This is a genomic window from Phocaeicola sp. ICN-14070 (genome assembly GCF_037892625.1).
In the GTDB taxonomy this organism is placed as follows: domain Bacteria; phylum Bacteroidota; class Bacteroidia; order Bacteroidales; family Bacteroidaceae; genus Phocaeicola; species Phocaeicola plebeius.
The window spans coordinates 1-16030 of the sequence record NZ_JBBKBF010000031.1 but is presented as its reverse complement, the minus strand read 5'-3'; the positions used below and the strand labels follow the sequence as shown (position 1 = coordinate 16030).

Below are 16030 nucleotides of genomic sequence, written 5' to 3'. Positions count from 1 at the left end.
CGGTTTGGCTATGCACTCACCTTTACCTATCTTTGCAAAAACTAAAAAGACCATGAACGATATCAAGAATATATGCGTATACAGTGCTTCCAGCACTAAAATTGATTCTATCTATTTCGAAGCAGCCGAAGAACTTGGAAAAATTCTTGCACAAAAGCACATCAACCTTATCAACGGAGCCGGATGCCTGGGACTGATGTGCCGCATCAGCGACGCGACTCTTGCTGCCGGAGGAACCGTAACCGGTGTCATTCCCCGGTTTATGGTGGAGCAAGGCTGGCATCATAAAGGACTGACCCGGCTAATAGAAACGGAAAGCATGCACGAACGCAAACAACTTATGGCCGATTTGTCCGATGGAGTGATTGCCCTGCCCGGAGGATGCGGTACATTGGAAGAATTGCTCGAAATCATTACCTGGAAACAACTCGGACTATACCTGAAACCCATCGTCATACTGAATACCAACGGATTTTATAACCTGCTGCTGGAGATGCTTCAACAAGCTATTTCCCAAAACTTCATGCGAAAGGAACATGGAAACATCTGGCACGTAGCACAAACTCCCGAAGAAGCTGTAAATTTATTATATACCACCCCTCACTGGAGCAAAGAAATTCGTAAATTTGCCGCAATATGAACAAGTTCTGCCATACCGGTTTCTCACAGATTCAAGAACTCTACAACCAGCACGTAGAGCAAATAGACAGTGCACTGCAGCATTGTAAGGAAACACCGTGTACAAACGGTATGGCAGGAGAACCTGTCCCTTATCAGTTACGTAATGACTTTGCAATTACAGGTATTGTGTTTCTTTGCTTCTTTTTGGTCACTTATTCCTTAAAAAACGGACAAAAATACCTGTATCAACACATCAAAAGCTTTTTCCGACATAAAGAACGAGCTGGACTCTTTGATGAGAGTTCCGGATTTAACATTCGCTACACCCTCACTTTAGGCGGTATAAGTTGCATATCTACTGGGTTATTTGTCTATGATTTCTTCTCTAAGACCGAACCGTTTCTATTTCAAACAGTTTCACACTATGCCATTCTGTTTGTCTACATTTTCTGCATTTTACTCACCGTTGTAGGGAAAACTGCTTTATATCAATTTGTTAACTGGATTTTTTTTGATAAAGAAAAAAACAGCACCTGGATTTCGGCCTATTTTGATTTGCTTTCTGGAGCCGCATTTGTTTTATTTCCTCTATCCTTGCTTATTGTCTATTTCAACTTAGACTTTAATTTTTCTAAAACCTTCGTATTCATTGCAGTAGTCAGTTTCAAAATATTGTTATTTTATAAGTGTATTAGGAACTTTTTTAATCATTTCCATGGCATTTTACATTTAATTCTGTACTTTTGCACCCTCGAAATCATACCCTTACTTTTCCTCTGGAAAGGATTGATATATATAAATAACATTTTGATTTTAAAATTTTAGTAACGTTGAAAATAAAGAAAGTCCTCGTTTCTCAGCCAAAACCGACGACAGAAAAGTCTCCCTATTTTGACATTGCTGAGAAGTACGGAGTGAAGATAGATTTTCGCCCGTTTATTAAAGTAGAAAGTTTGTCAGCTAAAGAATTCAGACAGCAAAAGGTTTCTATCTTAGATCATACAGCCGTTGTGTTTACTTCACGCCATGCTATCGATCACTTCTTTAGCCTGTGTGCAGAGTTGCGTGTAACAATTCCGGAAACAATGAAATACTTCTGTACTTCGGAAACCATCGCTCTATATATTCAAAAATACGTTCAATACCGCAAGCGTAAAGTATTCTTCGGAGCTACCGGAAAGTTTGCTGACCTGCTTCCGCAAATTATCAAGCATAATACGGAAAAATACTTTATCCCGATGTCAGATGTACACAATGACGAAGTAAAAGACTTGCTCGACAAAAACCACATTCAGCACACGGAAGCTGTAATGTATCGTACTGTCAGCAACGATTTCACTCCAGAAGAAGAATTCAACTATGACATGCTGATATTCTTCAGCCCGGCAGGTATTCAGTCATTGATGAAGAACTTCCCGAATTTCGAACAGAAAGACATTGCTATCGGAAGCTTCGGACCGACTACAGCTAAGGCCGTAAAAGATGCAGGTCTGCGTCTTGATTTGGAAGCTCCTTCAAGTGTAGCTCCTTCCATGCCAGCAGCGTTGGATATGTTTATCCGCGAACACAACAAATAAAAAATAATTCTGACAAACAAAGCGAAGCAATCCATTTTCTCATTACTTCGCTTTGTTTCATTATATCCCCCTCTATGACCGATTCTCTAAAATTAACCCTACCGAAAGTAGAACGACTGAACAGCCGGATTCTGATTGAAAGACTGTTTACAGGAGGCAGCAAATCACTACCTGCTTTTCCGTTGCGTATCGTATACATGCCGGTAGAGGGAGAGAATCTACCTGCAGCCACTATCCTGATTAGCGTACCCAAAAAAAGATTCAAGCGGGCAGTCAAACGCAATCGTGTAAAACGTCAAGTACGTGAGGCCTACCGTAAAAACAAACACATCCTGCTCGATGCTTTAAAAAGTTCAGGACAGAAAATTGCCGTCGCCTTTATCTGGCTCGACAATGAACTGCATGAATCGGCCGATGTGGAAGCTAAGGTGGTTAAATTGTTGCAACTTACCGCTGAACGTCTGGCATGAAAAAGTTCATATCTTTCCTGCTCCTGCTCCCCATTTATTTTTACCGGAACTGCATTTCACCTTTTACACCTCCCTCCTGTCGCTTTACTCCGACTTGTTCTCAATATGCCATAGAAGCGATACAAAAGCATGGACCTTTCAAAGGACTTTACCTGGCCATACGACGCATTCTTCGTTGCCACCCCTGGGGAGGTTCGGGATATGACCCAGTTCCTTAAAAAGCCTGTTTTCACATGATTGACACTCCCTTTTTCGATGCACACACACATCATTTGCCTCAGCCGCAGATCACTGCCATCGTAAGCTGCCGCATGGACGAGAAAACGGCTTCCTCTTACCTGCAAGCTACATTTATCTCCGCCAGCCTGCACCCGTGGTATCTCACGGAAGAAAACATTCAGCCACAAATAGATTGGCTGGTACAGACTATCCAAAGTGATTCGCGAGTAGTCGCACTGGGAGAAACCGGACTGGACAAAGTATGCGATACCCCTTTCGACTTACAAATACAGGCCTTCAAGAAAGTAATAGAGATATCAGAAACCTATCATCTCCCCTTAGTGATACATTCCGTAAAAGCCACTGAAGAACTGCTTGCCCTACACAAGGAATATCACCCCGCACAAGCCTGGATTATCCATGGTTTCCGAGGTAAAAAAGAACTTGCCACCGACCTGATACGACACGGATTTTATCTCTCTTTCGGAAAAAAATACCAGGAAAAAGCCTTATCTATCGTCCCTGCAGACAGATTTTTATTAGAGAGTGACGAAGCAGACACAGACTTTCCAGACTTCTACCGGCAAGTAGCTTCACTACGCGGAACCTCTTTTGACAGCTTGATTGAAAATATCAAAGAAAATGCTAACCGTCTCTTTTTTAATCGCTAAAAATTGGTTATTCAGATAAAGTGTCGTACTTTTGCTTCTGTATTATTAAATAAATATGTTAAACTAAGAATTTCATTCGATGAATTTTGTAGATGAACTAAGATGGCGTGGAATGGTACATACCATGATGCCGGGCACAGAAGAATTGCTGGAGAAGGAAATGGTGACAGCTTACCTGGGTATTGACCCTACAGCTGACTCGTTGCATATCGGCCACTTGTGTGGCGTGATGATGTTGCGTCATTTCCAGCGTTGCGGCCACAAACCGCTGGCTCTGGTAGGAGGTGCAACCGGTATGATTGGAGACCCTTCAGGTAAGTCACAGGAACGTAACTTGCTGGATGAGGAAACACTGCGCCACAATCAGGAGTGTATCAAGAAGCAGTTGGGCAAATTCCTCGATTTCGAATCGGATGCCCCTAACCGTGCAGAACTGGTAAACAACTACGACTGGATGAAAGACTTCTCTTTCCTGGATTTTGCCCGCACCGTAGGAAAACACATCACCGTGAACTACATGATGGCAAAGGAATCAGTTCAGAAACGTCTGAACGGAGAAGCACGCGACGGTCTTTCATTCACTGAATTTACTTATCAGCTGTTACAAGGATACGATTTCCTGCATCTGTATGAAACCAAAAACTGTAAGCTTCAGCTGGGTGGTTCTGACCAGTGGGGAAACATCACCACGGGAGCAGAATTAATCCGCCGTACCAACGGAGGTGAAGTATTTGCCTTGACTTGTCCGCTGATTACAAAGGCCGACGGTGGTAAATTTGGTAAAACAGAATCAGGAAATATCTGGCTGGACGCACGATATACCTCTCCTTACAAGTTCTATCAATTCTGGCTGAATGTAAGCGACGAAGACGCTAAGCGTTATATCAAGATATTCACTTCACTGAGCAAAGAAGAAATAGAAGGCCTGATTGCAGAACACGAACAGGCTCCTCACTTGCGTGTACTCCAGAAACGTCTGGCTAAGGAAGTAACTATCATGGTTCACTCTGAAGCTGACTACAACGCTGCTGTAGAAGCTTCCGGCATCCTGTTTGGCAACGCTACTTCTGAAGCATTGAAGAAACTGGATGAAGATACCCTGCTTTCTGTATTCGAAGGCGTTCCTCAGTTTGAAGTAGCCAAATCGGATATTGAAGCCGGTATCAAGGCTGTAGACTTATTTACTGAAAAGGCTGCTATCTTCCCGTCAAAAGGTGAGATGCGTAAGCTGGTTCAGGGCGGCGGCGTTTCTTTAAACAAAGAAAAACTGGCTGCATTTGATCAGGAAATTACTACTGCTGACTTGCTGGATGAAAAATACCTGCTCGTACAGCGCGGAAAGAAAAACTATTATCTGGTAATTGCCAAATAAATTCTTTCAGAAAAAAATACCGGAAGGCTGTCTCAATTCAATTTGGGGCAGCCTTTCTTATCTTACAGTTCCTCCATAATTCTTTATCAAACAGCAAGGAACAAGTTACCAGTACTTTCAGGCCAGTACTGCAGTACTCCCTAAGCAGTACTTTAGTACTTTCAAGGAAGTACTGGAGTACTGCCAAAGAAGTACTGGCAGGAGATGAAAATCACCTCGGGAAATAAAGCCAGGGATAAAAAAATACCGGCTGACTCCTTGTGAATTAACCGGTACTTTAGAGTATGTCCGGAAGGCAATCCTTCCGGATATTTCAGTACTTATTTCTTTGCATCCAGCTCTTTAAGCAGTTCATCTACCGCAGCCTTCAACTGTGTATCCTCTCCTTTCACCACTGTTTCAGGCGCATTCAATACATATACATCCGGCTCCAGCTCTTTGTTTTCCAGGTAGCTTCCGTCTGGCAGACGATAACCAATCACAGGAATACCGTAAATCAAATCCGGATCCTGCATCTGTACCCAGTTTACACTGGTCATGGTTCCAGGTACCGGAGCACCTACCAGCTTACCCATCTGGCGATGTTTGTACACCCACGGTGTGCCGTGTGCATTGGAATAGTTGGCTTCGCACTGTACCATGATAGAAGGCTTGTTCCAGCGACGGCTCGGCATGTCGCATGCTTCACGACCACGAATCACCTGTGTCAGATACTTCTGCCCACTGAACAGCACTTCAATATCTTCATGCAAACGTCCTCCTCCGTTGAAACGGGTATCAATCACAATACCTTCGCGGTTGTTGTATTTACCCAAAATATCGGAATATACCGTACGGAAGCTGCCGTCGTCCATTGATTCGATATGTACATAGCCTAAACGGCCGTTTGACCATTTATCCACATCTGCTGCACGCTGCTTTACCCAACGTTCATACAGCAGACTGCTCAACGTTCCACCGCTAATAGGCTTCACCACCTCATCCCAGCGTTCTTTTGATTGTACATCGTAGCATGAAACCAATATCTTCTTGCCTGCCTTTCCGTTCAGCAAAGCAGAGAAATCAGCATCTACCGGCTGACCGTCAATCTTTTCAATCACCACACCCGGTTTTACCCGTGTAGTTTTCCGGTCGAACGGACCTTTTTCCACCACTTCGTCCACTTTCATGCCTTTTCCGGTGTAATTCCAGTCATAAAGCAATCCCAAGCTGGCAGTTGCCTCTTTCACTCCCGGGCGATAACGGCCACCTGTATGCGATACGTTCAGTTCGCCCAGCAACTCACTCAACATTTCCGCGTAGTCATACTTATTATTGATATGCGGCAAGAAACGACGATAATTAGCGGTCATAGCCTTCCAGTCTACCCCGTGCATATTTACCTCATAAAAACGTTTCTGTTCCTCACGGCACATATTATCATACATATAAGCACGTTCGGCAGCCAAATCCATCTTCATTTCTGCACGATAAGAAATCGGTTTCAACTTCTCACCGCCCAAATCCATTTTCTGCATGGAGCCTGAACCTAATACGAAAAGATTTTTTCCTTCCTTATCCATTTCCATATCGGCCCATCCGGAACCCATCTTGTGTAACAATTTGGTTTCCCGTTTGCGCAAATCCATCTTCCACATATCAAATCCACGCTCAAAAGCCGACAGGTAATACAAACTTTCTCCATCCTTTGAAAGAATAGCCGAAGCAATGCTTGATGAATTCGGAGTCAGACGTACGATGCGGTCCTGAATACCCTCCAGTTCCACCACAATATCTTTCACCTTGTCGGCTTCTTCTTTCTTGTCCTTATCCTCTTTTTTATCTTCTTTTTTCTTTCCGTCTTTCTTGTCCGCAGCTTTTTCCTGTTCTTTTTCCAGTTCCTTCTGGAGTTCATAATCCTCCTTGCTCATACGGAATTTATCGTAGGTATCCTGATTGACAAATACCATCATCACATCGTCCAGTGAACCCCATGAAGCGTGATTTCTCATACCGTAACGCTCTGTAGTAAACAAAATGGCATTACCGTCCATTGTCCACTTCGGAGAGCTACTTGTATAACCACTGTTCGTCAGGTTAACTAACTCTCCCTTTCCGTCTGCACTGACCAAGGCAATGTCCGTATAAGGATCATGCTTGTTTCCGATAAACTCCAACGTAAACCATTTACCGTCGGGCGACCAGGCATAATTAAACCCTCCACTCAAGCTGTACCAAGTACTTCCATCAGTAATCTGACGTACCTTATTCGTTTCCAGATTTAATACTTTCAGACGGATACGGTCTTCAATGAAAGCCACTTCCTTGCCATCGGGTGAGAACTTAGGATACATCCGTTCCACAGTCTTGGAAGGCAACAGCACTTCTTCTTTTATCAATGTCGCATTCGGGAAATTCAAATCTTCTTTCCGTTCAATTTCCGCCTTATAAAGCTGCCAGTTTCCATCGCGTTCGCTGGCATATACCAGTGTACGATTGTCTGCCCCGAAAGAAAGACCTTCTTCTGCTTCAGGTGTGTGCGTAATCTGTTTGGTAGTACCATATTCCACAGAAGTCACGAACACTTCTCCTCGTACAATGAAAGCCACCTGCTTGCCATCGGGCGATACGACTGCTTCCGATGCTCCCCGAGTATAAGTTAATGTAACCGGAATTTCCTGGTCATCCCGTGTCAGTGACACATTCACCTTACTTGGCTTTCCTCCTTGTTTCTGTGTATAAATTTCTCCATTATAGGTATAGCACAGCGTACCGTCTCCTCCCAAAGAAAGGAAACGTACCGGATGTGTAGAGAATGAAGTCAGCGGTTTCACCTGTTCCGGATTATCCAGCGGGAAAGAATAGACGTTAAACGAGCCTTTGTTGCGTTCACTCAAGAAGAAAACCTCCTTACCATCCGACGAAAGCACCGGATTACGGTCCTCTCCTGCCCGCTTGGTCAGATTGGTATGCTTGCCCGATGCCATGTCGTACATCCATACATCCCGTGTAATAGAAGAAGTATGATGTTTACGCCATTCATCTTCAAATCCTTTCCGGTCCTGATACAAAAACTTGTCGCCTGCCGCATTAAAACAAACCATTTCGGCAGGAGTACCCAGAATTTGTTCCGTTTTTCCACCTTCTGCAGAAACCTTATACAGTTCTGTCATGGCAGAAGTCGGGAACAATGCACTGCTGGCAGGGTCCTGAATGCTTGCAGAAAATACAATAAACTTTCCGTCCGGTGTAAACGCAGAAGGAATTTCCGAAGCAGAATTCGTAGTCAGTCTGCGGGCAGAACCTCCATTAGCCGGCATAACAAACACATCTGTATTTCCAAAACGATCGCTGGCAAAAGCAATCTGTTTACCGTCCGGCGACCACACCGGAGACGACTCATACGAATCTTGTGTAGTCAGCTGTACCGCTTCTCCACCCTTGGCAGACACTTTGTAAATGTCGCCCTTATAACAAAATACAATTTCTTTTCCGTCTGGAGAGATACGTACATCACGCATCCATAGCGGAGTAACCGCCATGGCATGTGCAAAAGTAGTCCCCAGCAACAATGTGCACAATATTTTTTTCCTCATAAGCTAAGTTGTTTTGCAAACAAAGGTAAGGATTCCCGTCAGAAACAGAAAAAAAGTCAGAAATTATTTGGAAGGTATTCATAAAAACGCTTATCTTTGCAGCGTTTTCTGAGGAAAACACCAAGAAGTTTGGACTATGGTGTAATGGTAGCACAACAGGTTTTGGTTCTGTTTGTCCAGGTTCGAATCCTGGTAGTCCAACGTTTTTCAAGACATTTATAGTCAAAAGCCCGCTAAAACGACATTTTAGCGGGCTTTTTTGTTATCCTGACAAATATAAAAAATATTAAAAATTTACTCTCAATAGATTTTATTAATTGGCATATCATTTTTTTTATAAAATAATAAATATATTTACATCGAAAAAACATCTGAAGCAGAATAATAAAAACTTCGGATATATTACAAACCAAATTAACCCAAAATCATAGTAGTATGAAAAAAGGCATTTTTTTCAGAGAGGACTCCGTATGGAGAAAAAGATTATTGCAATCAATACCTGTCATAACAGGGTTATTCGTTGTCGCTAACGGTCATGCAGACCCCATCACAACTATTGATTCGAAACTAATCGTACAACAAACATCTACGATTACAGGTAAAGTTCTGGACAGCAATGGAGAGGCTCTAATTGGTGTAAACGTGCTGGAAAAAGGAACAACCAATGGTACCATCACTGATTTTAATGGAAATTTTACTTTAAATTTATCATCATCTAATTCCACACTGGTATTCTCTTATATCGGCTATGTAAGTCAAGAAATATCAGCAAAAGGTAAAAAAGATTTTACTATAACTCTAAAGGAAGATTCAGAAACATTAGAGGAAGTAGTAGTTGTTGGTTATGGAACACAGAAAAAAGTAAACCTTACAGGTTCTGTTTCTTCTGTTTCAGCTAAAGATATACAAGATGTACCAACCTCAAATACAGCATCCTTGTTACAAGGCCGTATGCCTGGTTTGGTAATAAGCCAAAATGGAGGTCAGGCAGGTAAAGAAGATATGGAAGTTAGAGTACGCGGTGTAGGAACATTTGGAAATAATAACCCGATGGTTTTAATTGACGGAGTTGAAGGAACCCTGTCACAAATGAGTGATATTCCAGCAGCCGACATCGAGAATATTTCTGTTTTAAAAGATGCCGCCTCTGCTGCAATCTATGGTGTACGTGCAGCAAATGGTGTCATTTTAATAACCACAAAAAAAGGAAAAGCCGGAAAAATCTCTGTAAACTACTCAGGTAGCTATACCCTGCAAAAACCAATGTTGCCAACTTATATTGACAGTTATCAATGGGCTTTAATGAAAAACGATGTAGCTCCAGACACTTATGATGCAACAGCATTACAGAAACTCCAAGATGGATCAGATCCGGATCATTATGCTAACACAAACTGGCTTGACGAGGTATTCAGAAATGCAAGTATGCACCAACACCATCTTTCTGTTTCTGGAGGTAACGAACATACCCAATATATGACTTCTATCTCTTATTCTAACCAAGAAGGTATAATGAAGAAAACAGGAGCTGAGAAATTTTCATTCCGCTCTAATGTAGATAGCAATATCGGCCGTTTCAATTTTGGCTTAAACGTTTCAGGAAACAAAAACAATGTTGACCAGCCAGCCTCTATCGCTCCAAGCGGTGAAACAAGTGTCATGCGTTATTTATCATGGTTCTCACGTCCCACAGTTCCTGTAAAATATTCCAACGGTTACTATGGCTATGTAGACGGATCTTTAAAAAATGCAGAATTAGTCAAAAACCCGCTACAATTCATGGAACAAGGATATCGTCTTGACGAAGCCTGGCGTTTTAATGGAAAAGCATATGCAGGTATCGATATTATTGACGGACTAAAATTCAAAACAAGCCTGGCATATGCATTCTACATGAATGCCACTAAAAAATATACGCCCAAAGAACTGGCACGATATGATGCAGAAGGCAATATATTAAAAGCAGCCGGACAAAACAACAGATTAGAAGATTATTATTGGAGAGAAGCTACGTGGACAAATGAAAACATTCTTACATACGACAAAAAATTCGGGCTTCACAATTTAAATGTATTATTAGGGCATTCTCTTATCAGCTACACTCGCTACACAACTACAGCCGGCATAGAAGGCTTTCCTACAGAGAATATTTATGAAATGGATGGAGGATCAAAAAATCCATCAGCAGTAGGTAATAGTGATGAATACAGATTGCAATCATTCTTCGGACGTATCAATTATAGTTACGCTGATAAATACCTTCTTGAAGTAAATGTACGACATGACGGTTCTTCACGTATGCCTAAAAATAACAGATATGCAACCTTCCCTTCTGTATCTGCAGGATGGGTATTTACCAATGAATCATTCATGGAGAATTATCAATGGCTATTCGGTAAACTCCGTTTTTCTTGGGGTAAGTTAGGAAACCAAGAAATTGGCAGCTACGCTTATTTAGCAAGTTTAGGTGCATCGGGAAATTATTATTTTGACCAAAGTAAAGACCCACAAACTGGAATGGTATCCACCTCAATTCCAAATGAAAACATAAAATGGGAAACTACACGTACTTTAAATGTTGCTATTGATTTAGGTTTTCTGAACAACAAAATTCAAACAACTTTTGAATGGTTCGATAAGAAAACCTCTGACATCCTGATGCAATTAGCAATGCCTAATATCTTCTTAGGCTCATTGAGTGCTCCCTACCAGAATGTAGGTACAGTAAGAAATAGAGGTTGGGAATGGAATGTGAATTATAATGACAGTAAAGGAGACTGGAGCTGGTATGCCGGATTTAACTTGTCACATGTGAATAATAAGATTCTTTATATGGGTGGTTTGGATGAACGTATCAGCGGACAAACAATCAACCGGGTAGGTGAGCCTATCGGAGCATATTACGCATACCAGGCTCTTGGTTTATACAGAACAGAAGAAGATTTGAACAGAACTAACTCAAAGGGTGAAGTAATCAAGCAAAATGGTGTTGCTCCTAAATTAGGTGACATCATGTATGCAGACTTAAATGACGATGGAAATATCACTCCTGAAGACAGAACTATTATCGGTAACCCATTCCCTAAATATTCCTATGGTATCAATTTAGGAGCCAGCTGGAAAGGATTCGATCTTTCTACATTCTGGCAAGGAGTAGCAGGCATTTATCGATACAATTGGGAAACAACCACAGATATTCGTGGTAATTTCACAGACAGATGGCTGGATCGTTGGTCTACTGATAATCCTAATGGTAAAATGCCGGCATTAGGCAACACAATGAATGAACAATTCTCATCTTTCTGGCTGGAAAATGCAAGCTATTTAAGATTGAAGAATTTCGAATTCGGCTACACATTCGGCAATCTCCCCAAAATTGGTGTTTCAAAACTACGTATCTACTTCGCAGGAACAAACCTGCTTACATTCACCAAACTTGACAACTGGGATCCAGAAAAAGGAGCTGGTGATACAAGAAATGATAACTATCCAAATGCCAAGTCATTCTCATTCGGTATAAACGTAACCTTTTAACTTATAAATACTACAATTATGAAACTAAAATTTAATCACTTATACAGAGGATTATTATTCTCCGGCTTAATGTTAGCCAATATTTCTTGCTCCGATAGCTTTCTGGAATTGGATAATCCCAATCAAGTATCAGACAATACGTTCTGGCAATCTGAAAGTGATGCCTTAATGGCTCTTGCAGCATGTTATGATGCTTTACAATCCGATCATTTATACGATGACAATGTAGATGGAGGTGGATTCGGTTTCCTTATGCGTGAAACAAGTACCGATAACGGACAGCATACTTGGGGTGACTGGATGCAGGGAAGCACCGTTTCTAAAGGAACTTCCGCAACGACTGACGGATGTTTTTCAAACTATTGGAATGCAAACTATGAACTAATCAAACGTTGCAATCTACTATTATCTAAAATAGATGCTATTCCGATGGAAGACAAGGCTAAAGGTACCATCAAAGCAGAAGCTATCGCATTAAGAGCCTTGGGTTATTGCAACTTGACTTCTTTGTATAGAGATGTACCATACATCACAGCCCCTTTAACTCTTGAAAATCCGGAGGCTCCCAAAGAGCTTAAAAGTACCATTGCAGACAAAGTTTTAGCCGATTTGAAAGCTAATAATCCGAATTTGCCACCAAAGGGAACAGAACAAAAAGGAAGAATGTCACAAGAAGCAGGATATGCAATTATGGGGCGTATGGCATTATTCAATCAAAGATGGGATGACGCCATCGAAGCATATAACAATGTAATTGGTAAAGTTTCTTTATTTAAATCTGGAGATGGTACTGATTATGAAGCCAATTTCAGAGATTTGTTCAAAGAAGATAATGAGACTTGTGATGAGGTTCTTTTAAGTGTACACTACACAGGCCCTGGACTAAAAGAGGGCAGCACTTTTGGAGTCTGTTGGAATGCTCCTTTGAATGCCATTGAAGCTTCAATGAATTTATGTGATGATTTTTATTGTACAGACGGGTTACCTATTGATATATCACCTCTCTTTAATAAAGGCAGCCTTGAAAAAGGTAAGCACACACAAGAGAATCCTGATTATGCGAGATACGAAAACCGTGATCCACGGTTAAAAGCAACATTAATGCTGCCCGGAATGACTTGGAACGGAAAAGAATATACAAATAATTTACCTGCCAAATCTACAGCTTGTATTCTTAAATGGTTTACCCCAGAAAATACAGCTAATGAATATGACGGCAGCCTGGATTATTACATTATTCGTTACGCTGAAGTATTGCTTTCCATGGCAGAAGCTAAGATTGAAAAAAATGCTCCACAGACAGAAGTAACACCATACATCAACGAAGTGCGTGCACGCGTAGGTATGCCTGCTGTAGAAGCTGTAGAAGGAACCAGCCTTTCCCAGGATGAATTAAGAAAAATAGTCCGCCATGAACGCCGTGTAGAATTAGCTTTTGAAGATTTACGTCTGGCAGATTTATACAGATGGGGAGAGTGGGAAAATGCCGTAAAACGTATGCAAAATGATAAAGAATTCTATGGTGATAAATTCTGTGTATATGATTTTAATTATCGTGGAGCACAAGATACAGTCTGGCCTATTCCACAAGGAGAAATAGATACAAACAAGCAACTTGTTCAACACGATGAATGGAAATAACATGCTGAATAAAAAATAGGGTTGTCAATAGACAACTCTATTTTTATCTTTATCAAAGTATAGAATCTTAATAATAACAGTATGAAAAAAACATTGCATATTTTATATTATACCATTATTTCAATACTCATTCCATTACCATGTTTATCAGTTTCGCCTCAAAAAGGAAATATCTTATTTATAGATGAGTTCAACGAAAATTCTATTATACCAGATTCTTCAATATGGAAATTATGTACTTATGGTAATCACACATGGGGACAACATTTCAAGAATGTAGAAGGCTATGAAAATGTGAAAGTAGAAAATGGAGTATTAAAGCTAAAAGTTTCTAAGGATAAAAATTCTTATAAAAATGGAGGGATTCGCACGACGTCAGGATTTCCCTGTAATACCCGGTTGGAAGTCAAAGCTAAATTAACTAAATTAGTAAAAGGGGGATTTCCTGCCATCTGGCAAATGCCAATGGATGCACCACAATGGCCACGTGGTGGCGAAATCGACCTAATGGAATGGGTACAAGGTACTCCAAATGATATATACCAAACTGTACACACTTATTTTATAAATGGAGATAATGGTTCCGCAGGAGCCACTAATCCAAATCGACCTACCAATTTTGATATAACCCAATATCATGTTTATGCAGCAGACAGAACGGAAGAAGCTATAATATTCTACATAGATGGAAAAGAAACATGGAGATATCCTAATCAGCATCTACCAGAAGAAAAAATGCAATATCCATTTTGCCAATACAAATACGATATTATTTTAAATTTCTCACTCGGTGGAGACTTAAACGGGAATCCGACTTGGCCAGGGAAAATCAATGACGATGACTTACCAGGAGAAATGTGGATTGATTGGGTAAAAGTTTCTTCATTATAGCTATTCAAAATAAAGTTTCTTAATTCTTTACGCCTAAACATGACATAAAGCAACTGATATAAAGTAAGTAGAATGCCTGTCACTTCTCATTCCAAATTTTTACAGATACATAATTTCACGCAAACGTAACTGCGTAGCAACTTTTCTGTAATAAAAAACACTGACCTTTGGGCAGACTTTAAAAAAGGAGATTATTATGGAAACAATTGCTGACAAATATACAGTGGAGTGTACTCCCGACGGGGGATATTATGCTTATCTGTGCAATCATGAACAATGTTTTGCATACGGTGAAACAGAAGAAGAGGTCCTGGAAAATCTGGAGATTGCCGCAGAAGAGTTCTACAATGAATTCAGTTCCATATTCTACATGGAAGACATAGCTTGATAGTGTTCCAAAAAACACACATTGTAAATAAATTGCCAATATTTAGTCATTATCAAAAGCCATTTCTGTGGGACGCAGGAATGGCTTTCTTCTTGCTCCGTCTTCTCGCTTGTTGAAACAAGTTATTCATTTGACAGTCATACCCTTGTAATATACATTCCCTTCTTTTGTACAGCGTTAAGAAAAACATGAAGCATGAAAGAAAGACCTTATTACCGGACCATTGTGGTGTCGGACATTCATTTGGGAACTACCCATTCGAAAGTAAACCAAATCAGCGATTTTCTTAGTAGAGTAGACTGCGGACGACTGATTCTGAACGGTGACATCATCGACGGATGGCATCTGCAGAAATCCGGCATCAGCAAATGGAAAGCGGAACACACGCACTTTTTTAAAATCATCATGAAAATGATGGAAAAACACGGTACGGAAATCATCTATATCCGCGGCAATCATGACGATTTTCTTGACAATCTTGCTCCCCTGCAATTTGCTAACCTGACCATTACAAAAGATTATATACTGGAAAGCAATGGAAAACATTATTTCGTAACACACGGCGATGTGTTCGATAAAGTAACTACCAGCATGAAATGGCTGGCTAAATTGGGAGATATAGGCTATACGCTCCTGCTGTGGCTCAACAGCCAGTACAACCGCTATCGCGTAAGAAAAGGAAAACCTTATTATTCACTTTCACAGGCCATCAAGCAGAAAGTAAAATCTGCCGTATCCTATATTTCTGATTTTGAAAACGTACTGGTAGAATTCGCGAAGAACCGTCAGTGCGAAGGGGTTATCTGCGGTCATATCCACCATCCGGAAAACCGCATGACCGACCAGATACACTACCTGAACTCAGGCGACTGGGTAGAAACCATGTCGGCACTTACCGAAGATGAAAACGGGGAATGGAAAGTAATCTATTACACCGAATTGGAACAGCAGGCTACGAAACCTGAAGAAAATAATGTCATACCGCTAATACCTATCGCATCATGAAAATCTTATTTATCGTTCAGGGAGAAGGAAGAGGACACCTCACACAAGCCATTTCAATGGAAAGAC

The 16030-nt window shown here is 41.0% G+C and carries 13 protein-coding genes and 1 tRNA gene; 13 read left to right on the top strand and 1 reads right to left on the bottom strand.

The genetic code is table 11. The features are described 5' to 3' along the window. Positions 1–52: 52 nt before the first annotated feature. The 7 genes from WKT20_RS09820 to tyrS all read left to right on the top strand — a co-directional run bounded on the left by WKT20_RS09820 (position 53) and on the right by tyrS (position 4930). Complete coding sequence (locus WKT20_RS09820) at positions 53–640, top strand: LOG family protein (protein WP_118164418.1); 588 nt, start codon at positions 53–55, stop codon at positions 638–640. Further along, entirely contained in the window at positions 637–1446 is an 810-nt protein-coding gene (locus tag WKT20_RS09815; protein WP_117701161.1) for a DUF4271 domain-containing protein, read from the top strand. The genes WKT20_RS09820 and WKT20_RS09815 overlap by 4 nt, the downstream gene beginning before the upstream one ends. Positions 1447–1451: 5 nt before the next feature. Beyond that, the gene (locus WKT20_RS09810) at positions 1452–2198 is read left to right on the top strand and encodes a uroporphyrinogen-III synthase (protein ID WP_118164415.1); all 747 of its coding nucleotides are present in this window, start codon (positions 1452–1454) and stop codon (positions 2196–2198) included. 74 nt (positions 2199–2272) lie between these two features. Next, positions 2273–2668: a ribonuclease P protein component gene (gene rnpA / locus WKT20_RS09805; RefSeq protein ID WP_118164413.1), complete on the top strand. Its 396-nt coding sequence runs from the start codon at positions 2273–2275 to the stop codon at positions 2666–2668. Beyond that, positions 2665–2886, top strand: coding sequence for a membrane protein insertion efficiency factor YidD (gene yidD, locus WKT20_RS09800; protein ID WP_007559596.1), 222 nt, complete (start codon positions 2665–2667; stop codon positions 2884–2886). The genes rnpA and yidD overlap by 4 nt, the downstream gene beginning before the upstream one ends. A gap of 15 nt (positions 2887–2901) precedes the next feature. Next, positions 2902–3558 (top strand): TatD family hydrolase, encoded by a 657-nt coding sequence (locus WKT20_RS09795; RefSeq protein ID WP_117701165.1) that lies wholly within the window; start codon positions 2902–2904, stop codon positions 3556–3558. A 79-nt stretch (positions 3559–3637) separates the two neighbouring features. Further along, positions 3638–4930, top strand: coding sequence for a tyrosine--tRNA ligase (gene tyrS, locus WKT20_RS09790; RefSeq protein ID WP_007559600.1), 1293 nt, complete (start codon positions 3638–3640; stop codon positions 4928–4930). A 320-nt stretch (positions 4931–5250) separates the two neighbouring features. Here the strand turns inward: tyrS and WKT20_RS09785 are convergent, their stop codons facing one another. Beyond that, positions 5251–8505, bottom strand: a complete 3255-nt coding sequence (locus tag WKT20_RS09785; RefSeq protein ID WP_118164411.1) for a S41 family peptidase — start codon at positions 8503–8505, stop codon at positions 5251–5253. 130 nt (positions 8506–8635) lie between these two features. On the opposite strand from WKT20_RS09785, the gene WKT20_RS09780 reads away from it, so the two are divergent. From WKT20_RS09780 to WKT20_RS09755, 6 genes are all read left to right on the top strand, one after another. Then, positions 8636–8706: transfer RNA gene (locus tag WKT20_RS09780), tRNA-Gln, on the top strand. 234 nt (positions 8707–8940) lie between these two features. Further along, positions 8941–12039, top strand: a complete 3099-nt coding sequence (locus tag WKT20_RS09775; RefSeq protein WP_118164408.1) for a SusC/RagA family TonB-linked outer membrane protein — start codon at positions 8941–8943, stop codon at positions 12037–12039. Between the two features lie 18 nt (positions 12040–12057). Beyond that, positions 12058–13680 carry a RagB/SusD family nutrient uptake outer membrane protein gene (locus tag WKT20_RS09770; protein ID WP_118164405.1) on the top strand — a complete coding sequence of 541 codons (1623 nt, stop codon included), beginning with the start codon at positions 12058–12060 and terminating at the stop codon, positions 13678–13680. Between the two features lie 81 nt (positions 13681–13761). Continuing rightward, positions 13762–14571: a glycoside hydrolase family 16 protein gene (locus WKT20_RS09765; protein WP_118028003.1), complete on the top strand. Its 810-nt coding sequence runs from the start codon at positions 13762–13764 to the stop codon at positions 14569–14571. 196 nt (positions 14572–14767) lie between these two features. After that, positions 14768–14959 carry a type II toxin-antitoxin system HicB family antitoxin gene (locus WKT20_RS09760; RefSeq protein WP_118028004.1) on the top strand — a complete coding sequence of 64 codons (192 nt, stop codon included), beginning with the start codon at positions 14768–14770 and terminating at the stop codon, positions 14957–14959. Positions 14960–15154: 195 nt separating this feature from the next. Further along, positions 15155–15964: a UDP-2,3-diacylglucosamine diphosphatase gene (locus tag WKT20_RS09755; RefSeq protein ID WP_270653187.1), complete on the top strand. Its 810-nt coding sequence runs from the start codon at positions 15155–15157 to the stop codon at positions 15962–15964. Positions 15965–16030 lie beyond the last annotated feature (66 nt).